The organism is Prauserella marina, assembly GCF_002240355.1.
In the GTDB taxonomy this organism is placed as follows: domain Bacteria; phylum Actinomycetota; class Actinomycetes; order Mycobacteriales; family Pseudonocardiaceae; genus Prauserella_A; species Prauserella_A marina.
Genome location: NZ_CP016353.1, coordinates 5,849,793 through 5,871,259, shown reverse-complemented (window position 1 = coordinate 5,871,259; position 21,467 = coordinate 5,849,793). Strand labels below are relative to the sequence as shown.

Below are 21,467 nucleotides of genomic sequence, written 5' to 3'. Positions count from 1 at the left end.
GAGAGGCGCGTGCCCGGGCGCGAGTCCCCCGTCTAGGACGTCGAGTTCTGCACTCAGGGCACCGAGATCCGCGTTCGGGGCCGTGAGTGCTGAGTGGAAGCGGGGACACCGACATCTGTGCCCAGCCCCTTCGAACCGTCCCGCTCAAGCCTGTTCAGGCTGCGGTCGGGTGCTTCGGCCGGGCCGGCACGGGGCATGAGCACGGTGGCGGGTGCCCGTTCGCGCCGTCGTTGGCATCCATCGCGGCCGGACCTTTCATCGTCCGTGCCCGAATGCGCGTCTCGGTCTCCTGAGCGGGCATCTCGGCGACCCGAGTGCGGAACTCGCGCGCCTGGGTGCGGAACTCGCGCGCCTGAACGCGGAACTCGCGCGCCCGAGTGCGGGACTCGCCCGCTCGCTTGCCATGGGCGGTCAGGGGTATGAGAGGGTACCGCCTGTGATCCGGATCATTCGCCGCCCCGCCATCCTGGCCACCGCGCTGATCGCCGGTCTTGTGCTCTCCGGTTGCGCGTCCGGGCCGAGCCAGGTCGATTCGGCCGCCATCATCGGCGACCGCTCGATCCCGCTCGCCGAGGTGCAGCAGGAAGTCCAGTGGCTACTGGACAATGTCCCCGCCGCGGAACAGGCGAAAGAGCAGCGCAAGCTCGATCTCCAGTCTCGCGAGATCGTTCGCGGGCAGATCGTCCACGAGCTCGTCACGATCGCCGCCGAGCGCAACGATCTGCGCGCCGACCCCGCCGCCGTCGACGAGCTCATCCAGGCAAGCGGAGGCGCCGACGCGGTGTCGAAGGACGCGGGAATCGGCCCGGACCGGGTCAGGGACGTCGCAAGCGATCAGGTGCTGCTGCAACAACTCGCCACCGAATACGCCGACCGCCTTTCGGTCCAGCTCGTCGGAACGGCCATCGTCTCGGAAACCCCTGGCTCGACGGCGAAGGACCAGGCGCTCGCGCTCGGCAAGCAGATCGCGGCGGATCCGGCCAACGCCGCTTCGCTCGTGACCTCGGCAGGTCACCAGGTGATCGACCAGAGGCTTTCGCTGGCCGAGGCGCTGCTGACGCAGCCCGAACTCGCGGGAAGTGCCGTCTTCGGTGCCTCGGAGGGAACCGTTCTGGTCATTCAGCCGAGCCAGCAGCAGACCGGCTGGCTTGTCGCGCTCGTCGCCGACCGCACGGTCGCGGAAGAGGGACAGCAGTCGCGGGCTCAGGGAGCAAACCCGGAAACCCTGTACTGGGCCGGATTGCGGCAGTTGCAGCCGATCGCCGACGAACTCGGGGTGAGGGTCAACCCCCGGTACGGCGTGTGGGACGCGGCGAGCCTCGCTCCGGTCGCGAACGAGGACGAGGTCACCGGCTACCAGTTCCCATCACGTACCGTGCAGCCATGACCTGGTCTTCCGCGACGGTGGTGCTCGTATCCCGGGCACTTCCGGCGGTTCTCCCCGCCGCGGCGCTATCCGCGTTGCGGTCGGCGGAGTACGTGTTCGCCTCCACCGACCTTCCCGAGGAAACCCGCGCCGCGCTCGACGTCAAGCGCGCGCCCGAGCCGGCCGAGCTGCTTGCCTTGCCCGGCGTGGTTCTCGTCGCGGCGAGCGAGACCGACGAGTGCGCGGCGGCGCTCGTCACGAGCGGTGCGGTCGTGCTGAGCGCACCGGTTCCACCGCTCGTGAAAGCGGCCGACGTGATGGACAGGCTGCGTTCGCCTGGCGGTTGCCCCTGGGACGCGGTGCAGACGCACACGTCGCTGCGTCAGTACCTTGTCGAGGAAACCTTCGAACTGCTCGATGCCATCGAGGACGGCGATCGCGCGGCGATGAGGGAGGAACTGGGCGACGTATTGCTACAGGTCCTCTTCCACGCCAGGGTCGCGGCCGAGGACGAGGCACCGTTCGACATTGACGACGTGGCCGACGACCTGGTGACGAAGCTGGTCGGCAGGCATCCGCACGTCTTCGCGAAGGGCGAGCGGGTCAACACCGTCGAGCACCAGCAGCAGCGGTGGGAAGAGCTGAAACAGACCGAGAAACGCCGCGAGTCCATTGTGGATGGTGTTGCGGCCGGTCAGCCCGCCGCCGCGCTCGCCGGAAAGCTCGGTCAGCGGACGGGAAGGGTCGGGCTGCCGTTCGATCTGTTCCCCTCCGGCGGTGACGAGGGCGCGAAGCTGTTCCGGATCGCGGCCGCCGCGCGCAGGGCCGGGGTCGATCCTGAGGTGGCTTTGCGGGCTGTCGCTCGCGAGTTCGCCGAGCGGGTCAGGACGGCGGAGGCGGCGGCGAAGGCAGCCGGATTCGATCCGACCGGCCTCGATGCCGACGGGTGGCGCAGGTTTTGGCCCGCATAACCACGTAACCTGACCGGGTGATCGATCTGCCGCGTCCCCTGCTGGGCAGGCTCGCGCTCACCTTGCTTGTCGTGGCCACCGGGCTGACGCTGGTCCTCACCATCGGCGTTCGCAGGGAGGACGGGGGCGGGCAGGACGTCGCCGCGACTCCCCGGACCACGGCCGACACTCCCCAGCCGGAGCCGCACGCGAAGGCACCGCGAGCGGCGGTCGCGGCTCCTGTCGATCGGCCGAATGCCTCCGATCAGGCCGAACTGGAGGCGTGGGCTGACGAGGTCGCGGAGAGCACCGGCGTACCGGCGAGGGTTCTCGCCGCCTATGGCAGGGCCGAGATGTGGTTGCGCGGCGAACAGCCGGGATGCCGGTTGTCGTGGGGGACGCTCGCCGGGATCGGCAGGGTGGAGTCGCGGCACGGCACCATCGGCGGCGGTGAGATCAAGGAAAACGGAATGCCGACGTCGCCGATCGTCGGCATTCCGCTCGACGGGTCGCCTGGGGTGAAGGAGATCAGGGACACCGACGACGGCAGGCTCGACGCCGACCGCACATGGGATCGCGCCGTCGGCCCGATGCAGTTTCTTCCGACGACGTGGGAGCGCTGGGGCAAAAGGGCGGTTCTCGACGGAGGAGAGCCGGACCCGCAGAACATCGACGACGCCGCGCTGGCCGCTGCCAGGTACCTGTGCTGGAACGGAAGGGACCTGAGCACGCCGGAAGGCTGGTGGGACGCGGTGCTGACCTACAACGTCTCCGTTGGCTACGGCCGGGACGTGTTCGCGGCTGCCGAGTCCTACGCCGAGGCGACCGCCTGAGCTACCGGTTCACCGGTTGCCGAGCGCGAGCCTCGCGACGACCTCGCTGATCGCGTCCTGATATTCGGGGACGGGGTTCATCGCCGACGCCATCCGTAGTTGTGCCAGCGCCTCGACCAATCGGCCGAGGCGCTGGAGAGTTCTGCCAAGTACGAACCTGGCGTAGTGGTCGGAAGGATCGAGTTCGACCACTCGCGTCAGCGCCCGTTCAGCGCGGCCGAGTTGTGCCGAGTGGAAGTACGCACGACCGGCGAGAAGTTGCACGCTCGGCTTGTCGGAATCGGCGTCGAGTACCGGTTCGAGGGCTTTCAAAGCGTCAAGCGGCCGCCTCCGCACCAGGGCCTCGGCCTGACGGAAGGCGTGGAACCGGGTTTCGCCCGTCGGTTCCGGTGTTGGCTCCTCGTCAACCATGGTCCCTCGACGTTACCTCCGGAATCGGTGTTTCTCGACCCCCGTTGATGTTGCGAAACGGTCTTGATCCCCTGCATGGCCTAACGCGATGCCGGATGCGATCGATCCAAGGTCGATTTCGCATTTCTGGAGGAATGTCCCGTGAACCCCGATCCCTTCGATCATCCCGGCCTGCGCGAACTCAAGCGAAGCCGGTGGGAGGAATACAAAGCCCGCAGGCTTGCCCGCAAGGCGAGGCGCAGGCAGGTCGCCATCTGGGGGCAGCCCCAGCGGCGGTTCCGACACGCGCGCACAGTGGGAGTCGTCGTCGCGCTCGCCGCCATCGTCGCCGGTGGTGCGTACGCGCTGGACCAGTACAGGGACACCAGGCCGCCTGGCAGCTATGCCGATCTCGCGGTCAGCGCCGTCGACGAGACGAAGCCGTTCGTGAACACGCCCGCGCAGGACTGGGCCGACGCCGCCGACGGCATCGTGTTGCCGAAGGCAGTCGCCGTCGGCGGATTCAGCGCCGAACAGGTCGAGCGGGCACTTGCCGACGTGAAGGCCGTCCTCGTCGCGAGCAGGCTCGAAAGGGCGATGCTCGAAAAAGGGGACTACGAGCCGTTCCTGAAACTGCTCGCTCCCGAAACCAGAGGCTGGCTGCGGAAGGAATTCAAGAAGGACATCTGGCCAAGCAGCGTCGCGACCAGGGTCGCCGAGGGCTCTCGACTGTTGCCCTTACCGGCCAAGGTGAAGGGCTCGATCGTCGTCGCGGCCGGTGAAAGGGCCGGTGAACTGCGCGTGCGCACCAACTACGTCTTCGCGTACGCGTTCGCGGGAGATGGATCCGACCGGATCGCCGTCCCGCTCGACATCGTCGCGATGCAGCGGGTCGACGTCTCCTTCATCGTCTACGAGGTGGGCAGTGGCCGGAACGACGGCATCTACTACGAGCGGTTCGCCGGGTTCGACTATTCGATGTCGTGCTCGGCCTCCAAGAAGGGCCTGCTCGCGCCGAGCTATCTCGAACCTCGGGCGATGGGGGTGCCTGCGGAAGAGGGACCACGCGAGTACTTCGACCCCGAGCGCGCCGTCGAGATCGAAGACGGCTGCGCGGATGTGTGAGCGGGGTGAGTCTCGCTCCGGCCCGGCGGTGTGATGGACTACCCGGCCATGAGCGACGAAGTCCCGAGCTATCTCGGCCTCGCGCCGTACTTGTACTACACGGACGCCACCGAGGCGCTGGAGTGGTTGACGCGGGTGTTCGGCTTCACCGAGAAGGTGCGTTACGTGGACACCGCCGGTGAGGTCTTCCAGGCGACCGTGCTCGCCGGTAATGCGGAGATCCAGCTCACGGCCGTCGGTGCCGACTACTGGGAGGGCAAGGGCGTCGACGGGCCCGTCGGCCAGCTCAACGTCGTGTACGTCGACGACGTCGACGCCCAGCACCGGAAGGTGTGTGCGGCGGTGAACGACAACGTCGAGGTCACGGCGCCGCAGGACCAGCCCTACGGTGCCCGGTTGTTCACGGTGCAGGACATCGGGGGCAACAGCTGGGCGTTCTGGCAGCGGGTCTCCGACACGGTCGAACTGCCCGCGGGCTGGCGGGAGATCAAGCCGGACCCGAGCTAGCACGAACAGGAGCCGCCGCGCGCTGCGAGCCTCCAACGGGTGACCAGGGGGTGCGACTACGCTGGGTGCCGTCGTCGCTGGCACAACCGGGTGAGGAGCATAGGCGTGGCGGTTATCGAGCAGGTGGGCGCACGGGAGATTCTGGACTCTCGCGGCAACCCGACCGTTGAGGTGGAGGTCGCACTCGACGATCACACCGTGGCGAGGGCCGCTGTCCCTTCCGGCGCCTCCACCGGCGAGCACGAAGCCGTCGAACTGCGGGACGGTGACGCGTCCAGGTACGGCGGCAAGGGAGTCGAGCGCGCGGTTGCCGCCGTTCTCGACGAGATCGGGCCCGACCTTTCCGGTGTCGACGCCGTCGATCAGCGGATCGTCGACCAGAAGCTGCTCGACCTGGACGGGACACCCGACAAGTCGCGGCTCGGCGCCAACGCCATTCTCGGCGTTTCGCTCGCGGTGGCCAAGGCCGCCGCCGACTCGGCTGACCTGGAGTTGTTCCGCTACCTCGGCGGTCCGAACGCCCACGTCCTTCCCGTTCCGATGCTGAACATCCTCAACGGTGGCGCGCACGCCGACACCGACGTGGACATTCAGGAATTCATGATCGCGCCCATCGGCGCGGTGTCCTTCCGCGAGTCGCTTCGCTGGGGTGCCGAGGTCTACCACTCGCTGAAGTCGGTGCTCAAGGGGCGCGGGCTCTCGACGGGGCTCGGTGACGAGGGCGGTTTCGCGCCCAGTCTCGGCAACAACAGGGAAGCGCTCGACCTGATCATCACCGCGATCGAGAAGGCCGGCTTCACGCCCGGCCGCGACGTGGCGCTGGCGCTCGACGTCGCCGCGACCGAGTTCTACTCGGACGGCGCCTACACGTTCGAGGGCTCCAAGCGCAGCGCGGAGCAGCTCATCGGCTACTACACGGAGTTGGTCGACGGCTACCCGTTGGTGTCGATCGAGGACCCGCTTTCCGAGGACGACTGGGACGGCTGGGTCCGGATGACCGACGAGCTCGGTGAGCGCGTGCAGATCGTCGGCGACGACCTGTTCGTCACCAACCCCGACCGGCTGGAAGAGGGCATCTCCCGCCGCGCGGCCAACGCGCTGCTGGTCAAGGTCAACCAGATCGGCACGCTGTCGGAGACGTTGGACGCGATCACGCTCGCCACGTCCTACGGCTACAAGTGCATGATGAGCCACCGTTCCGGCGAGACGGAGGACACCACGATCGCCGACCTCGCGGTGGCCACCGGTGTCGGGCAGATCAAGACCGGCGCACCGGCTCGCGGCGAACGAGTCGCGAAGTACAACCAGCTGCTGCGGATCGAGGAGACGCTGGGCGACGCCGCGCGTTATGCCGGTGACCTCGCCTTCCCGAGATTCTCCCTGGAGAGCTGACGAGCGGTGGCCGAGCGGGGCAGGGCACGGAGCAGACGAGGCGGGGGGCGGGCTTCCAGCTCGTCCTCCCGTCGCCCTGAGCGCGGGCGCCGCACGGAGAAGCGCACGTCGAAGCTGCGTCGTGGACTGAGCGCGAAGCGAGAGTCGAGCGCGGCCAAAGTGCTCGGCCTGTCCACGACGCGCAGGGCGGCGCTCGTCGCGATCGTGGTCTGCGCGCTCGCCTTCACGATCGCCGTCCCGCTGCGTACGTACTTCTCGCAGAAGGCCGACGTCGCCGAGCAGGAGGCCAAGCAGGCCGAACTGCGGCAGCAGGTGGCGACGCTGGAGGACCGCAAGGCCGAACTCGCCGACCCGGCGCAGGTGGAGGCAGAGGCGCGGCGAAGGCTGCGGTATGTCATGCCGGGCGAGACGCCCTACATGGTGCAGTTGCCAGAGGACAAAGAACAGGAACAGCGTCCGGAGGACGGCGATCAGGCCGCGCCTCAGGGCGCTTGGTACGAGCGGTTGTGGGACAGCGTCAACAGTGGTGGATAACATCGATTTCGAACCCGTGTCCGATGAGGACAAGGACATCATCGCCAGTCAACTCGGCAGGCCGCCGAGGGCGCTGCGAACGGTCGCGGCCCGCTGCCCGAGCGGGCATCCAGCCGTCGTCCAAACCAGCCCCCGCCTTGAGGACGGCACGCCCTTTCCCACGTTGTACTACCTGACGTGCCCGACGCTGAATTCGCTCGTCGGCAAGCTGGAGGCGTCAGGGCTCATGAGGGAGATGACGGAGCGGCTGTCCACCGACAAGGACCTCGCGGCCGCCTACCAGCGCACGCACGAGTCCTATCTGGCCGAACGCGACGCGATCGACCCGCTCGGGCACGAGGTGAGCGCGGGAGGGATGCCAGGCCGCGTCAAGTGTCTCCACGTGCACGTCGCGCACACCCTTGCGCGCGGTGAGGGCATCAATCCCTTCGGTGACGAAACTCTGCGGCTGCTGAACGAGCTGGGATGGCCGACCGGCGACTGCGCTCCCGAGGGCAAGGTCGAGTAGGGCTGGTACGAGTGGAGCAATCCACGCCCTAATTCCCCGTTGTTGATGAAACCCATACCGTGCGTAGGGCACGCTGGGCCGCATAGGCTGAATGGCAGCGCGACGGCGGAAGCGGGGAGGGCGGGGCGTGAACGATACCCGAAGCCCCGGTGTGCTCCGAAGATTCGGCAGACGGCACAAGGTTGTCGTCGCTTTCGTCTGCGGCACGCTCGGTGTCCTTCCCGCGGCCGTGCTGAGTGAGAACGCAAGTCAATGGGTGTATTCCGCGGCGACCGAATACACCGCGAACATGGCGCTCGAAGGTGGGTATCCGCCGGGAAACCAGCCGATCTCGGTTGATGGCAGTTTGCCTGGACCCCCTGATCCCGAAGACCTTCCCGCCTACGAACTTCCCGCGCCAGGCCCGCTGGGCATCCCGGCCACCGCGCTTGAGGCATACCGCAACGCGGCTCGCGTGGTGTCCGCCGAATCTCCCTCCTGCAACATCGACTGGGCGTTGATCGCCAGCATCGGGCGCATCGAGTCCAACCACGCGCGCGGCGGTTACGTCGACGCGAAGGGCGACACGCTCGAACCCATACTCGGCCCCGTGCTCGACGGTGTCGGTCCCGTCGCGGCCATCCGGGACACCGACGGCGGGCGCTACGACGGTGACAAGGTGTGGGACCGCGCGGTCGGGCCGACGCAGTTCATTCCGGGCACGTGGGCCAGGTACGCGGCCGACGGCAACGGAGACGGGGAGAGGAACCCGAACAACATCTTCGACGCCACCGTGGCGACAGGTAAGTACCTGTGTTCGGGTGGCCTCGACCTCGGCAAGGACGACCAGCTCCGCGCCGCGCTCTACCGGTACAACAACTCGGACACCTATGTGGAGACCGTGATCCTCTGGGCAGAGGCGTACCGGAACGGGGTCTCGACGGTGCCGGACAGCGAGATCCCGCTCGGCGCTCCCGCGGTGACCACAACGGAGGCACCCTCGCCGGTGCCACCGCCGCCGAGCACTTCGGCGCGGCCGAGCCCCACGCCGAGCCCGACGCCGAGCCCGACGACAGGGCCTTCGCTGCCTGGCACGTCGACTCCGCCGCCGAGCACCACCACGCCGCCTCCGACGTCCACGACGCCGCCGGACGACTCGTGCGAGCCGACCGAACCGACCGAACCGACCGACTCGACCACGCCGACGCCGACGCCGACGCCGACCGAGCCGGGGGAAACGACCCCGACGCCATCGCCGACACCGCCCGACTGCGAGCCGACCGAGCCAAGCGAAACCCCATCGCCAACGGCGCCGACAGGGGAGGCCGCGACCAGGACGAGTTAGGGTTGGCCGCATGCCCCGCGTAGCCGCCATCGACTGCGGAACCAACTCCATTCGCCTGCTCGTCGCCGAGCTGACCCATCGCCACGACGGCACCGTCGACCTTCGTGACCTGCACAGGGAGATGCGAGTCGTGCGCCTCGGCCAAGGGGTCGACGCGACCGGCAAGCTCGCTCCCGAGGCGCTGGAGCGGACGAGGGAGGCGCTTGTCGCCTACACGATCGCGGCCAGGCGCAAGGGCGCCGAGAAGGTCCGCATGGTCGCGACGTCCGCGACGAGGGACGCGAGCAACAGGGACGAGTTCTTCGCCATGACAAGGGATGTGCTCGGAGTTCAGGCCGAGGTCATCTCCGGCGACGAGGAAGCGCGGTTGTCCTTCACCGGCGCCGTCGGCGAGCAGGATTCCGACGAGGGGCCGTTCCTCGTCGTCGACGTCGGCGGCGGCTCCACCGAGCTGGTGCTGGGAACGTGGGACGGCAGTCGTGCCGACGTGCTTGCCGCGCGCTCCGTGGACATCGGCTGCGTCCGGCTCACGGAAAGGACCCTGCACGGCGATCCGCCGACCGACGAGGAGGTCGCGGAGGGCAGGGCGCTGGCGACCAAGGTGCTCGACGACGCGTTCGCCGCGGTCGACGTCTCCAAGGCCCGCACGTGGATCGGGGTCGCCGGAACGGTGACCACCCTCTCGGCTGTCGCTCAGGAGCTGCCGGAGTACGACTCGGAACGCACGCACCTTTCCCGGCTCGCTCGCGGGGACATCGATCGCATCGCGGCGGAATTGCTCGCTGCCGACCACGAGCGCAAGGCCGCGAACCCGGTGATCCACCCCGGCAGGGTCGACGTCATCGGCGGCGGTTCGCTCATCGTGCAGGTGCTCGCCGAACAGCTCGCCGAGCGAGGTGGGCCCACCGAACTCGTGGTCAGCGAGCACGACATCCTCGACGGCATCGCGCTCTCACTCGCCTGAGAGGGACCGTCGAGACCGGCAGCTCGCGAACGCTCAGGCGGCTTGTCCCGTTTGCTGCTGTTTGCTAGCTTCCCTGTCGATCAAGTGGGGGCACACGTGGACGAACTGACGGCCGAGCGGGTCATCGAGGTACTCAAGGCGGTCGGTGCCAGGGACGGGTCCGGCAGCAGGATGACCATAGGTACGGGGCTCCTGTACTGCGGCTCCTGCCGACGTCCGTTGCGCGGCGGCCATGGCGATGCCGCCTCGTGGAGTCCTGGTACCTCGGCGAACTACGACTGCGCCCATTGTGCGGTGGTGTCGGTACCGGTGCATCGCGTGGATGCCCAGTTACAGGCGCTGACTCTTCGGCGGCTCGAATCGCCCGAGTTCGCCTCTTTGTGGCGCGAGAAGCGGGTGGCGGAGCTGGACGCACGCATCGCGGAGGGCCACCGGATTCGGGCTTGGTGTCGTGACCCGGCGAATCATCAGCGGCTTGCTCGCGCCACGGGCCGTGGTAGACGCCTTGACGTGGAGTGGGATCTGATCAACCTCGCCAAGGAGTTGGTGGAGCAGGTCGAGGAACGGGCGGGTCTGGCGGGGCCGGTGGAAGAGAGCTCGGCCTCCCTTGAGGAGCTGCAGCTGGCCAGGGCCGAGTACACGCTCGCGTACCTGACCGCGTCGAGGAACTACAACCGGAATCGTCGCGCGCTGATCCGGCAGGTGGGCGGACGCGGACAGCTCAAGGCATACCTGAGAAATCTGGACAGCCGTCTGTGGGAGCTGCTTGCCGAAACCCGGTGGCACGATGCGGGCCCCGCGCAACTGCCCGCGCGAGACAAAGCGATGGAACAGGATTGGGCAACATCGCCCACGACGATGAGTCAGCGCAGGCACGATCTGGTTCGCCTCGCGCTGGGTCCGGAAGAGCATCTCGTGGTCGACGCGGAAGCGCGTGTGGTCGTGGAAAGCTGAGGCTTTCACCCGCCTGAGCAGGGCCGGTGCCGGCGAAGGCACCGGCCCTCAGCTCAGCGGTTGCTCGCGGAGCGCACGAACGCGGCGAGATCCTTCGACTGCTGGACCCTCGATGGTTCGTGGACGTACATCATGTGGCCTGCGGGGTAATACGCGGTTTCCACATTGGACCGCAGCTCGTCGGGGAGCTGAAGCTGAGCGATGACGTGTTCCGCCGCGTAGTAGGGCGTCGCGCCGTCATAGTGGCCGAGCGCGATGTGGATCTTGAGATGCGGGTTCGCTCGCATCGCGGAGCTGAGGTTCGCCACCGCGGAAATCGCGCGGCCCTCGAAGTCCGAATAGGACCATTCCCTCGCCACGTCGATCGCGAGGATCTCGTAGGGCAGGTCGTTGGCGTATTCGAGCTGGGACCTGACGTAGTGGTTGAAGCCCGCCGAGTAGGCGCCGATGATCCGGGAGATCGACGCGTCGTCGCTCATGTGCTCCCTGCCGCCGTCGGGCTCCCACGTGGTGAATCTGCCGTCCATCCTTCCCGTGGTGAGTCCTTCGTCGCGAAGCAGCTCCGTGAAGAACCTGACGTGCTCGATGCGAAGGTTGACCCTGTCTACATAGGACTCGGAAAGGCCGGTGAGCGTCGCGAGCCTGCTGACGAGGTCGGCCCGCTCCGTCGCCGACAACCGGGCACCGCGCCGCAAAGCCCACGGGAGGTCGCGGCTCGCGAACTCCTCCGCTTCGGCCAGCACCTCGTCGAGTGAACGCTTGCCGTGCTTGCCGTGGTAGTGCGCGATCGCCGCGTAGGTCGGGATGTACAACGAGTACGGGGTGTCGTTGCCCTCGGTGAAGAACACGGTGCTCAGATCGAGTACGGAGGAGATCAACAGCAGGCCGTTGAGATAGAGGCCGTGTCGTTCCTGCAGGTGCGAGGCCAGGGCGGCTGCCCGCAGCGTCCCGTAGGACTCGCCGGCGAGGAACTTGGGCGAAAGCCAGCGTTCGTTGCGTGAGGTCCACAGCCGGATGACCTCGCCGACGGATTCGATGTCGGCCGTGAAGCCGTGGTAGTCCTTCGGTTTCTCGCCGGTCGCGGCCCGCGAGTAGCCGGTGGAGACGGGGTCGATGAACACGAGATCGCTGTGCGCCAGCAGGCTTTCCGGGTTGTCGACGACCCGGTATGGCGGCGGTTCGGGGTCGTTGACGTCGCCGGAGACGACCCTGCGCGGACCGAGCACGCCCATGTGCAGCCAGATGCTGGACGAGCCGGGCCCGCCGTTGAAAGCGAAGGTCACCGGACGTGTCGTGGGGTCGGCGCCGTCGAGAGTGTAGGCGGTGATGAACACCTCGGCCTTCGGCTTGTGGCCGTCGAACTTGCCTTCGGTGAGCACTTCCTTGCGCAGCACCACCCGGCCGCTCTGCGCGGTGTAGGCCAGCTTGCGCCGTTTCACGGTCAGGCTGTGCTGGGTGGTGACGAGGTCGTCGATGGGGTCGTCAGCGACCGTGTCCTCGTCGGACTTCGCCTTCAGGTCGGTCTCGTCTTTCGTGGTCTCCGGCATGTGTCCAACCTAGATCAGTGCACAATGCTGTTGTGGCCACAACAGCCAGTTCGCTAGCCAGGCTCGATCAGCGAATCAGCGAGTGCCGAGCGTGCCCCCGCCTCGTCGAATGGCGAGAGCGGGTCGCGGCCACGAAACGTGCCGCTTTCGCGAACGAGACCTACTGGGGCAGACCGGTTCCCGGGTTCGGGCGGCCGGACGCCGCGCTGGCGCTCGTGGGACTCGCTCCGGCCGCGCACGGCGGAAACCGGACCGGACGGATGTTCACGGGGGACCGCTCGGGCGACGTGCTCTTCAAGGCGCTCTACGACGTGGGACTCGCGTCGCAGCCGACGTCCGTGCGCAGGGACGACGGGCTGGCGCTGCGTGGCACCAGGATCACCGCTCCCGTGCACTGCGCTCCCCCTGAGAACAAGCCGACGCCGGCGGAGCGCGACACCTGTGGCCACTGGCTGGCCGAGGAACTGGAGCTGTTGCGGCCGACGCTGCGCGCGATCGTCGTACTCGGCGGCTTCGGCTGGCAGGCGTTGCTGCCCGTGCTGGGCAGGGCGGGGTGGGACGTGCCCCGGCCTCGCCCCCGGTTCGGACACGGTGTCGAGGTGACCCTCGAAGGTCCTTCGCGATTGCACCTGCTCGGGTGCTATCACGTGTCGCAGCAGAACACCTTCACCGGCAGGCTGACCCCTGAAATGCTGCGCGAAGTCCTTGCGAGAGGCGCCTCACTCGCCGACCTCGACTGAATCGTTTGCGTAACGTGGCGACGCTGGTCACAGCCAACCAGGGTCCGTGAGCATGGCGTGAGGAACGGTGCAACCATGGGTGTATGGCAGTCAAGTCGGAACCGACTCGGATCCTGATCCTCGGTGGCGGATACGTCGGCTTGTACACGGCCCTGGGCCTCCAGAAGAAGCTCCGCGCCAACGAGGCGTCAGTGACCGTCGTCGACCCCCAGCCGCACATGACCTACCAGCCGTTCCTCCCCGAGGCGGCAGCGGGCTCCATCGAGCCCCGGCATGTGGTGGTGCCGTTGCGCAGGGCGCTCCGACGTTGTCACGTCCTCACCGCGCGCGTCACCAAGATCGAGAACGACCGCAAGACGGTCACGGTCGAGGCGGCGGACGGCCACGTCGAGCAGCTCAGCTACGACGTGCTCGTCGTCGCGCTCGGCGCTGTCGCGAGGCTGCTGCCGATTCCGGGGCTCGCCGAGCAAGGCATCGCTTTCAAGACCATCGGTGAGGCCATCTACCTGCGTAATCACGTCCTGACGAAGCTGGACGAGGCGGCGAGCACGCTCGATCCGGAGCTGCGCAAGCGGCTGTTGACCTTCACTGTCGTCGGCGGTGGGTTCGCGGGAATCGAGGCGCTCGGCGAACTTGAGGACATGACCCGTTTCGCCACGCGGTACTACGAGAACATCCAGCCAGAGGACATCAGGTGGGTGCTGATCGAGGCCGCGGGCCGGATCCTGCCCGAGGTGCGCGAAACGCTGGGCGTGTGGACGGCGGAACAGCTGGAGAAGCGCGGCATCGAGGTCTATCTCTCGACCGCGGCGAAGTCGTTCGAGGACGGGCACGTCGTGCTGTCGGACGGCACCGAGTTCGACAGCGACACCATTATCTGGACCGCTGGTGTGAAGGCCAACCCGGTACTCGCCGAGTCGGACCTGCCCATCGACAAGAGGGGCAGGGTCCAGGCGACGGCTGGATTGCAGGTCGTCGGACACCCCGAGGTGTGGACGGCGGGCGACAACGCCGCCGTGCCGGACCTTTCCAGGACGGAAGAGGACCCGACCGCGACCTGCCCGCCGAACGCGCAGCACGCCGTGCGGCAGGCGAGGCACCTGGCGAAGAACATGATCAAGTCGCTGCGTGGTGGCCAGCCGGTGGACTACTACCACAAGAACGTGGGCTCGGTGGCGAGCCTCGGCCTCCACAAGGGGGTCGCGGACACCTTCAACATCAAGGTGAAGGGCTTCCTCGCCTGGTTGATGCACCGCGCCTACCACGTCAAGGCGATGCCTACTTTCAACCGGAAAGTCCGGATCATGCTTGACTGGTTGCTGGGTGGTCTGTTGCGCCGCGAGGTCGTTTCGCTCGGGCAGATCAACAACCCGAAGGAAGAGTTCGCCCGCGCTTCCAAGTCATGACGGTTGCGGGGGCATAAGCTGCATATGCCCCCGTAGCCCAATCGGCAGAGGCAGTCGACTTAAAATCGATCAAGTGCGGGTTCGAGTCCCGTCGGGGGCACCATCTCTGCTGGTCAGTGGTTTGCTGGGCAATGGTGCAAGATCAATTTCCCAGTTTATCCCTGGAATTGCGGGGAACCGCACCAAGCGTCTTCCGGAGCGTCGGCGGCCGCGTTTGTTGCCGAACCACTGCGCCCGACCTGGGCCTCGTGCGGGGATCAAGGTTCCTTGCGGTCGTCGCGTTGTCCAACGCTGCCCCGGCTCAACTTGCCCGCTCGTGTGATCGTGACTAAAGGGCAACTTTTCTGCCCAGAATCCTGGGTATGGTTGTGGCGTGGACGGGAGGCGAGGCGAGTGAAGATCGACACGAACGACCTCATCAGTGTTACGGATGCCAACAACAAGGGCGTCTCCAAGCTGGTCGCCGAGGCCAGCGAAGGGCGGGAGTTCGTGCTGATCAAGAACAACAAGCCCGCCGCTGTGCTCGTCGGTATCGACAAGGTCGAGCGACTGCAAAGAGTCGAAGAATACGAGGAAGATCTCAAGCTCCTGGCTTTGGCGCTCGTCAGGTCGGCTACTGATACCGGGCAGCGACTTTCGCTGGAAGAAACCGCCGCCAGGTTCGGTGTCGACCTGGACGATCTCGATGACGACGAGGTCGAGGAAGGCTGAACCGGATGGCCCGCGTGCTCTTTCTGCCCGAGGCGGCTGACGATCTCGCTGAGTTGGACGGTTCAGAACGGGTTCTCGTATTCAAGGCGTTGAAGAAGCTGCGAACCGACCCGGCTCAGCGTGGTAGCCCGCTCGGCTCGGATCTTACGACGTTCAGAAAGCTGGTTGTCGGAAATCGCCAGTTCCGCATCGTCTTCCGCGTCGAAGCGGACGGCACGGTTGTGGTCGTGTGGGTAGTGGCGACGCGTGTCGACAGCGAGTGTTACGACCTCGCGATGGCTCGCCTGGCCCTGCACGGCGATCGCCAGGTGACGGCGCATCTCGAAGAGGTCGTGGAGCAGGTCTTTCGGAGGGAACGGCGATAGTTGGCGGCCGCCGTCGTATTTTTCGAGTTTCACAGGTTGTCCGCCGAACCTCACGGTCCGCGTTCATCCACAATGGAATCGAAGATCGCGTCACGACGGTTGGCGAGCAAGAATCCGCTCATCGGAGTGTCCCGTCGGCGCCTCATCACGTGGTGGACGCGGGAGTCGTACCGGCGGACGATCAGCCTTCGCCGGTATGAGGGTCAGCGCGATCCGCTGAGCCGGTTCTGACGATGAAATCGCTGGTCGAGCACATGAGTCCTCCCGGTGTGGGTCGTGAGGATGACCCTGCGAATCGATCTCGCGCCGGACGCGGTGGCCGGTTCGGCTCAATAATCTTGTCTGCATGTTGACGGTGAGTTCGGTGAGCCGGAGTTTCGGCGACCACCAGGTGTTGGACGGGGTGTCCTTCGACGTCCGCCCGGGGCGGATGACTGGCTTTCTTGGGGCGAATGGTTCGGGCAAGACCACCACGATGCGGATCGTGCTGGGGGTGCTCGGCGCACAGGCGGGGACGGTGACCTGGCAGGGCCGCGCCGTCACCCAGCGCGTGCGGCAGCGCTTCGGATACATGCCGGAGGAACGTGGGCTCTACCCGAAAATGAAAGTGGGGGAGCAAATCGCGTGGCTCGGCCAGTTGCATGGCCTCAGCGCCGCGGATGCCCAGCGCAACACCGACCGGTTGCTGGAGCAGTTGGAGCTGTCGTCACGCGCCGACGACAAGCTGGAGGAGCTTTCGCTGGGGAACCAGCAGCGAGCACAGATCGCGGCCGCGCTGGTGCACGATCCGGTGTTGTTGATTCTCGACGAGCCGTTCTCCGGACTCGACCCGATCGCCGTTGAGACAGTGCTGGGAGTGCTGCGGGAACGCGCGGCACAAGGGGTTCCGGTGTTGTTCTCCAGTCACCAGTTGGCGCTGGTGGAGCAACTGTGCGACGACTTGGTGATCATCTCGAAGGGGGAGATCGCCGCCGCCGGTGGCCGCGAGGAACTGCGCTCGCGGTACGGCACGACCCGGTTCGAGTTGATTGTGGACTCCGACGCGGGCTGGCTGCGAGGGCAGCCGGGGGTTCACGTGATCGATGTGGACGGTCCGCGTGCCGTCTTCGACATCGTCGAGGTGGAGCCGGGCGGCGAGTCGGTGGACCAGCGGGTATTGCGGACGGCGCTGGAACGTGGCGCGGTGCGCAGCTTCGCCCCCGTTGTTCCGTCGCTCGACGAGATCTTCAAGGAAGTGATCTGATGACCACGATGACGCCGCAGGCTCAGCGGGACGAGAGCGCGCAGCACGACACGGATGGCGACGGCACGTCGTTCGTCACGGCGACCAGGTTGGTCGCGGCAAGGGAAATGAAGTCGTTCATGCGGATGAAGGGCTTCTGGATCGGGTTCGCCGTCACCCTGATCGGGCTGTTCGCGCTGACGATCCTGCCTTCGGTGTTCGGCGGAGGACAGACGAGCGTCGCCGTCGTCGGTCCACAAGCCGCCAACGTGCTCACGCAGGCCGATCTCGACGTGCGGGAGACCGCCGGTGTCGCTGAGGCCGAAGAGCTCGTTCGTACGGAGGAGGTCGAAGCCGCCGTCGTTCCCGACACCACCGGCGAGTCGGTGACGGGTGTTCGGGTGCTCGCGTTGTCCGATGCGCCCTCCGACGTGGTCGCCGCGCTCGGGACGTCTCCTCCGGTGGATCTGCTTGAGGAGTCCGACATCGGCCAGGGGCAGCAGCAACTCGTGATCATGGTGTTCTCGTTGCTGTTCTTGATTTTCGCCATGGGTGGCACGGCGATCGCGCAGAGCACGGTCACCGAGAAGCAGACCAGGATCGTGGAGATTCTGGTGGCGACGGTGCCGGTGCGCGCGTTGCTGACAGGGAAGATCGTGGGGCACACCCTGTTGACGATCATTCAGGTGGTGGTGCTGGCTGTTGCCGCACCGATCGCGTTGAACCTGGGTGGACAGTCCGAATTGTTGACGGCAATCGCACCCGCGCTCGGCTGGTTCGTTCCCTTCCTGTGCTTGGGATTCGTGTTGCTCGGCGCGATGTGGGCAGTCGCGGGCTCGGTGGTGAGCAGGCAGGAAGACCTCGGCTCGACCATGGGCCTGATCATGATGCTGGTGATGGGACCCTACTTCGCGGTGATGTTCTTCTCCGACAACGCCATGGTGATGAACGTGCTGTCCTACATTCCGTTCTCCGCTGCGATCGCGATGCCGGTGCGCATGTTCACCGGTGACGCTCAGGTGTGGGAAGCGTTGCTTTCCATGGGAATCCTGGTCGGCTCGCTCGTCGCGATCGTGTTGATCGCCAGCCGACTTTACGCCGGCTCGCTCCTGCACACCGGCGGCAAGGTGTCGCTGGCCAAGGCATGGGCCAAAACAGACTGAACAAGAGCACGTGACGGGGCCCTGGCAATTCCTTGCCAGGGCCCCGTTTCGCTTTCGATCACCGGGTGGTGCCGATTCCGGATCTGGCCCCTCGGAAGTCCTTGACCAATGCCAGGAGCTTGTCGCTGGGAGCGTCCGGCACCGGTTCATCGAAGAGGAGTTCCGCGAAGCGGCCGGACGACATCCGAGGAGCCGCCGCGTTCGAGGGGGCTTCGCTGACGGCGAGGTTCGCTGGCGTCCAGGTGATCGAGTAGGTGTAGTCGCGGGGATTCGCGAGCCGGTCGTCGTAGAGCGTCAGTTCACAGTGGACATCGGACCGACGAGGAAGCCGCCGTGCGACCGTGAGCATGGCCAGCAGTACGCCGTTGGGCGTCAAGGACGTGTCGTCGTCCGCCACCTCGATTCCGGAGGCCCACCAGCCCAGTTCTTCGAGTACCGGCTGAAATGCCTTGCCCTGTTCGGTTAGTCCGTACCGGGCGGGATTGTCGTCCGGGGTGTGGGAGAGAAGCCCGCCTTCGCCGAGTTCGCGTAGCCGAGCGGCGAGGACCGCGGGGGTCACTCCTGGCAGCAGGTCCTGCAATTCTCGAAAACGCTTCGGGTGCAGCAGCAGTTCACGGATGACGACCACCGTCCAGCGGTCCCCGATCAGGTCGAGGGCTCGCGCGGCGGCGCATCCGTCACCGTGCTCCCGGTACGTCGCTCGCTTGGGCAACGTCAGCTCACCTCCGTGACTACATGCTATGTTTATCATAGTATCACGAGCTGGCGTGACCGACGTCAGTCGTTTCTCCTTGTCGGCTAACGGAAAGGCGTCAAATATGCGTCCGCTCGTCATCACCCAGAACATGACCGTCGACGGTTCGGTGGAAACCCTCACGGACTGGTTCGATCCGAACGAAGACGACAGGGAAATGCTGGCGGAGATCCACCGGCAGAGCGCGGCGAGCGACACGCTGTTACTCGGAAGGAAGACATTCGAGGACATGCGTGGCTACTGGCCGGAATTGGAAGACGATCCGACGGGAATCGCCGAAATTCTGGACAAGCAGACCAAGTATGTCGTGTCGTCGACCCTCGCCGAACCCGGATGGCGGAACACGGTGGTCCTCGGTTCCGGCTGGCTTGAGGCCGTCGCCGAGCTGAAAGAATCCGAAGGGAACGAGATCGGCGTCACCGGAAGCATCTCGTTGTGCCATGCACTGATTCAGCAGGGTCTTGTCGACGAATACCGGCTCTTTGTCTATCCCGCGGTCCAGGGCTTCGGGCGAAGGCTGTTTCCCGAGGGACGTAGCATTCCGCGGCTGAACCTGGTGGGGAGCAAGACATTCCAGAACGGAGTATGTCTCCTGACCTACCGGACGAGGTCGCGTTAGCGGCGACCGACCGTCCGCGCTGGAGCGAAAGCGCGAGCTCTACCTGACATTTTCAGCGAAGTGGGCGAGCTGGTCGGCGACCGTGCCCCAGCCGTCGGCGAAGCCCAGTTCGGCGTGCCGCTCCCTCGCCGCCGGATCGGCATGCCGAACGACGATCCGGTAGTCGGTGCCCTCCGCGTGGTCGTCCATCGTGATCTCGGCCGTCATCGCGACGGGCTCGGGATTGGCGGGCCGCCATCCACTGTCGACACTGTTGGTGAACACGATCCGCTCGAACTCGTTCACCACGAGAAAACTCGCGTCGAGATGTGGAGTGAACGCCGTCCCGTCGGCGCTCATGCGGGTGACGAAGGCGCCGCCAGGGCGGACTTCCAGCCGGTCGACGTGGCACAGCATCGGCGATGGGAGCCACCACTGTGCGAGGTTGTCCGGATTGGTCCACGCGTCCCACACGAGTTTGCGAGGCGCGCGAATGATTCTTTCGATGCTGAGATCGAGATCGGGGTTCATGCCGGATCCTTCCTGGGTGTGGTGACGAAATTTTCAAGCCGGTCGGTGCGCTCTTCCCATAGCCGCCGCTGTTGCGACAGCCAGCCCTCGACGACGGCGAACTGTTCCCTGTTGAGCACGCAGGTGCGCACCCGCCCGGATTTCGCCGTGTGAATCAGGCCGTTCGACTCAAGCATGCGCACGTGCTTCATGAACGAGGGAAGTGTCATCGTGGCCTCGCGGGCCAGGTCGCTGACACTTGCCGGCCCGTGCCCGAGCCGGTGGATCACAGCCCGTCTCGTCGGGTCGGCGAGAGCGAGAAAGAGCCCGTCCAGTTCCGCAAGATGCTGTGCCACGAGGCTAAGTATTGCTCGTCCTAACACTTAGCGCAAGGGCTAAGTGTTGCGGGCGCGAAAAGGCCGGACCGCGCATTCGCGCGCGGCCCGGCCTCGCCGATTCGGCTCAGTCGCAGAGCGCGGCGTCGAGCACCTTGAAGGACTCGACGGCGGCGGTCTGGGAGAAGGTGTTCGTGACGACCGAGGCGAAGCGGCCGTCGTCGGTGACACCAGTCGTGGAGATGAAGCCGGGCAGCCCGCCGTTCTTCGCCCAGTACGTCCCGCCGCACGACAGCTCGACCTCGTTGCCGCCAAGGCCCATGGGGCCGGGCAGCTCGGTCGGCACGGTCGTGCGCATTTCCGCGAGCGCGGCGTCCGAGATGACCTCACCGGCGAGCAGCGCGCGGAAGAACGTCGTCGAATCCTCCAGCGTCGACGTCATGCCTGCTGCCGAAGACCAGTAGGACGGCTCAACGGAATTCGTGTTGTCCAGCCAGAAGTCGAACGGCGGGATCCGGCCGCCCGTGTAGCCCGACACGAACGGCTCGGCGAGAGCCCGGTCTCCCTTTTCGGGGAGCGAGGTGTTCTCAAGGCCCAGCGGTTCGATGATGCGCTCGGTGATCGCGTCTCCCACGGACTGGCCGGTGATCTCCTCGATCAGCATGCCCAGCACGTGGTAACCGACGTTGGAGTAGTTGACGTCGCCGCCCGGCTCACCAAGCGGTGCGTCGTCCATCGCCGCACCGACAAGCTCGGCCAGCTCGTAGGTGCCGTCGGGGTTGGCTTGCGCGTCGAGTGGGTCCCTCGCCAGACCGCTGGTGTGCTGCATGAGCTGGCGCACGGTGATGACATTGCCGTCGTAGTTGCCGGTGACGACGCCAGGGAGGTACCGCTCGATCGGCGCGTCCAGTTCGACCGTGCCCTCGTCGACGAACTGGAGGACGACCGCTGACACGATGGTCTTCGTCTGACTCGCGATCCGGAAGTGGTCGTTCGACGCGATCGGCCGGTTCTGGCCGAACTTCGCGGTTCCGGCCGTCAGCGTCCACGACTCGTCACCATCGCCCGCGTACACGGCCGCTCCCGGCCCGCCGACCGAAAGGTACTTGTTCAGTACCTCCTGTGTGTTCGCGTGCTCGTCCTGCGCCGTCGCGGCTGGCGCCCCTGCCCCGGCGATGGCAAGCGCGACGCCGCCCGCGACCGCCGCGAGCCATCGGCGATTGATTACCGTTGCCACGCGTCATCCTCCTTGGAGATCGACCGACCGGC

Annotated in this window: 24 protein-coding genes and 1 tRNA gene; 18 read left to right on the top strand and 7 right to left on the bottom strand. The window is 66.4% G+C overall.

Annotated features, from left to right (window positions below):
* Window positions 1-436 precede the first annotated feature (436 nt).
* Genes BAY61_RS27110 through BAY61_RS27100 form a run of 3 tightly spaced genes read left to right on the top strand, consistent with a single transcriptional unit; the run spans window position 437 to window position 3,149 of the window.
* Window positions 437-1,387, top strand: coding sequence for a hypothetical protein (locus tag BAY61_RS27110; protein WP_091809100.1), 951 nt, complete (start codon window positions 437-439; stop codon window positions 1,385-1,387).
* On the top strand, window positions 1,384-2,337 hold the full coding sequence (locus BAY61_RS27105) for a nucleoside triphosphate pyrophosphohydrolase (protein ID WP_091809102.1): 954 nt from the start codon (window positions 1,384-1,386) through the stop codon (window positions 2,335-2,337). The genes BAY61_RS27110 and BAY61_RS27105 overlap by 4 nt, the downstream gene beginning before the upstream one ends.
* A gap of 17 nt (window positions 2,338-2,354) precedes the next feature.
* The gene (locus BAY61_RS27100) at window positions 2,355-3,149 is read left to right on the top strand and encodes a lysozyme family protein (protein ID WP_245865472.1); all 795 of its coding nucleotides are present in this window, start codon (window positions 2,355-2,357) and stop codon (window positions 3,147-3,149) included.
* Window positions 3,150-3,158: 9 nt separating this feature from the next.
* Here BAY61_RS27100 and BAY61_RS27095 read toward each other — a convergent pair whose 3' ends face one another.
* Window positions 3,159-3,560 carry a tetratricopeptide repeat protein gene (locus BAY61_RS27095; protein WP_091809104.1) on the bottom strand — a complete coding sequence of 134 codons (402 nt, stop codon included), beginning with the start codon at window positions 3,558-3,560 and terminating at the stop codon, window positions 3,159-3,161.
* A gap of 141 nt (window positions 3,561-3,701) precedes the next feature.
* On the opposite strand from BAY61_RS27095, the gene BAY61_RS27090 reads away from it, so the two are divergent.
* From BAY61_RS27090 to BAY61_RS27055, 8 genes are all read left to right on the top strand, one after another.
* Window positions 3,702-4,664 carry a hypothetical protein gene (locus BAY61_RS27090; protein ID WP_091809105.1) on the top strand — a complete coding sequence of 321 codons (963 nt, stop codon included), beginning with the start codon at window positions 3,702-3,704 and terminating at the stop codon, window positions 4,662-4,664.
* Between the two features lie 48 nt (window positions 4,665-4,712).
* Entirely contained in the window at window positions 4,713-5,171 is a 459-nt protein-coding gene (locus BAY61_RS27085; protein WP_091809454.1) for a VOC family protein, read from the top strand.
* A 105-nt stretch (window positions 5,172-5,276) separates the two neighbouring features.
* Complete coding sequence (gene eno / locus BAY61_RS27080) at window positions 5,277-6,563, top strand: phosphopyruvate hydratase (RefSeq protein WP_091809107.1); 1,287 nt, start codon at window positions 5,277-5,279, stop codon at window positions 6,561-6,563.
* Window positions 6,564-6,569: 6 nt separating this feature from the next.
* Window positions 6,570-7,097, top strand: coding sequence for an FtsB family cell division protein (locus BAY61_RS33175; protein WP_245865471.1), 528 nt, complete (start codon window positions 6,570-6,572; stop codon window positions 7,095-7,097).
* On the top strand, window positions 7,090-7,605 hold the full coding sequence (locus BAY61_RS27070; protein ID WP_245865468.1) for a DUF501 domain-containing protein: 516 nt from the start codon (window positions 7,090-7,092) through the stop codon (window positions 7,603-7,605). The genes BAY61_RS33175 and BAY61_RS27070 overlap by 8 nt, the downstream gene beginning before the upstream one ends.
* A gap of 127 nt (window positions 7,606-7,732) precedes the next feature.
* Complete coding sequence (locus BAY61_RS27065) at window positions 7,733-8,929, top strand: lytic transglycosylase domain-containing protein (protein ID WP_245865465.1); 1,197 nt, start codon at window positions 7,733-7,735, stop codon at window positions 8,927-8,929.
* Between the two features lie 10 nt (window positions 8,930-8,939).
* Window positions 8,940-9,893 (top strand): Ppx/GppA phosphatase family protein, encoded by a 954-nt coding sequence (locus BAY61_RS27060; RefSeq protein WP_091809112.1) that lies wholly within the window; start codon window positions 8,940-8,942, stop codon window positions 9,891-9,893.
* Between the two features lie 96 nt (window positions 9,894-9,989).
* Entirely contained in the window at window positions 9,990-10,847 is an 858-nt protein-coding gene (locus BAY61_RS27055; RefSeq protein ID WP_091809114.1) for a hypothetical protein, read from the top strand.
* Window positions 10,848-10,900: 53 nt separating this feature from the next.
* Here BAY61_RS27055 and BAY61_RS27050 read toward each other — a convergent pair whose 3' ends face one another.
* Window positions 10,901-12,394 (bottom strand): S10 family peptidase, encoded by a 1,494-nt coding sequence (locus BAY61_RS27050; RefSeq protein ID WP_091809116.1) that lies wholly within the window; start codon window positions 12,392-12,394, stop codon window positions 10,901-10,903.
* 32 nt (window positions 12,395-12,426) lie between these two features.
* Here BAY61_RS27050 and BAY61_RS27045 point away from each other — a divergent pair, with 32 nt between their 5' ends.
* From BAY61_RS27045 to BAY61_RS33170, 4 genes are all read left to right on the top strand, one after another.
* On the top strand, window positions 12,427-13,134 hold the full coding sequence (locus BAY61_RS27045; protein WP_091809118.1) for a uracil-DNA glycosylase: 708 nt from the start codon (window positions 12,427-12,429) through the stop codon (window positions 13,132-13,134).
* A gap of 83 nt (window positions 13,135-13,217) precedes the next feature.
* Complete coding sequence (locus BAY61_RS27040; RefSeq protein ID WP_091809119.1) at window positions 13,218-14,540, top strand: NAD(P)/FAD-dependent oxidoreductase; 1,323 nt, start codon at window positions 13,218-13,220, stop codon at window positions 14,538-14,540.
* Between the two features lie 26 nt (window positions 14,541-14,566).
* Window positions 14,567-14,643 (top strand) — tRNA-Leu (locus tag BAY61_RS27035).
* A 290-nt stretch (window positions 14,644-14,933) separates the two neighbouring features.
* Window positions 14,934-15,251, top strand: a complete 318-nt coding sequence (locus BAY61_RS33170) for a type II toxin-antitoxin system Phd/YefM family antitoxin (protein WP_170140294.1) — start codon at window positions 14,934-14,936, stop codon at window positions 15,249-15,251.
* A 62-nt stretch (window positions 15,252-15,313) separates the two neighbouring features.
* On the opposite strand, the gene BAY61_RS33165 is transcribed toward BAY61_RS33170, so the two are convergent.
* Complete coding sequence (locus tag BAY61_RS33165; protein ID WP_143021439.1) at window positions 15,314-15,649, bottom strand: hypothetical protein; 336 nt, start codon at window positions 15,647-15,649, stop codon at window positions 15,314-15,316.
* 313 nt (window positions 15,650-15,962) lie between these two features.
* On the opposite strand from BAY61_RS33165, the gene BAY61_RS27020 reads away from it, so the two are divergent.
* Together BAY61_RS27020 and BAY61_RS27015 are read left to right on the top strand one after the other, a co-directional pair.
* Entirely contained in the window at window positions 15,963-16,859 is an 897-nt protein-coding gene (locus BAY61_RS27020; protein ID WP_091809127.1) for an ABC transporter ATP-binding protein, read from the top strand.
* The gene (locus tag BAY61_RS27015) at window positions 16,859-18,001 is read left to right on the top strand and encodes an ABC transporter permease (protein ID WP_091809128.1); all 1,143 of its coding nucleotides are present in this window, start codon (window positions 16,859-16,861) and stop codon (window positions 17,999-18,001) included. The genes BAY61_RS27020 and BAY61_RS27015 overlap by 1 nt, the downstream gene beginning before the upstream one ends.
* 58 nt (window positions 18,002-18,059) lie before the next feature.
* Here the strand turns inward: BAY61_RS27015 and BAY61_RS27010 are convergent, their stop codons facing one another.
* Window positions 18,060-18,713 (bottom strand): winged helix-turn-helix transcriptional regulator, encoded by a 654-nt coding sequence (locus BAY61_RS27010; protein ID WP_211323629.1) that lies wholly within the window; start codon window positions 18,711-18,713, stop codon window positions 18,060-18,062.
* Between the two features lie 55 nt (window positions 18,714-18,768).
* Here BAY61_RS27010 and BAY61_RS27005 point away from each other — a divergent pair, with 55 nt between their 5' ends.
* Window positions 18,769-19,374 carry a dihydrofolate reductase family protein gene (locus BAY61_RS27005; RefSeq protein ID WP_245865463.1) on the top strand — a complete coding sequence of 202 codons (606 nt, stop codon included), beginning with the start codon at window positions 18,769-18,771 and terminating at the stop codon, window positions 19,372-19,374.
* A 39-nt stretch (window positions 19,375-19,413) separates the two neighbouring features.
* Here BAY61_RS27005 and BAY61_RS27000 read toward each other — a convergent pair whose 3' ends face one another.
* The 3 genes from BAY61_RS27000 to BAY61_RS26990 form a co-directional block, all read right to left on the bottom strand.
* Entirely contained in the window at window positions 19,414-19,884 is a 471-nt protein-coding gene (locus BAY61_RS27000) for an SRPBCC domain-containing protein (protein WP_091809133.1), read from the bottom strand.
* Complete coding sequence (locus tag BAY61_RS26995; RefSeq protein ID WP_091809135.1) at window positions 19,881-20,219, bottom strand: ArsR/SmtB family transcription factor; 339 nt, start codon at window positions 20,217-20,219, stop codon at window positions 19,881-19,883. Before BAY61_RS26995 ends, BAY61_RS27000 begins: the two co-directional genes overlap by 4 nt.
* Window positions 20,220-20,325: 106 nt before the next feature.
* Complete coding sequence (locus BAY61_RS26990; RefSeq protein ID WP_091809137.1) at window positions 20,326-21,435, bottom strand: serine hydrolase domain-containing protein; 1,110 nt, start codon at window positions 21,433-21,435, stop codon at window positions 20,326-20,328.
* Window positions 21,436-21,467 lie beyond the last annotated feature (32 nt).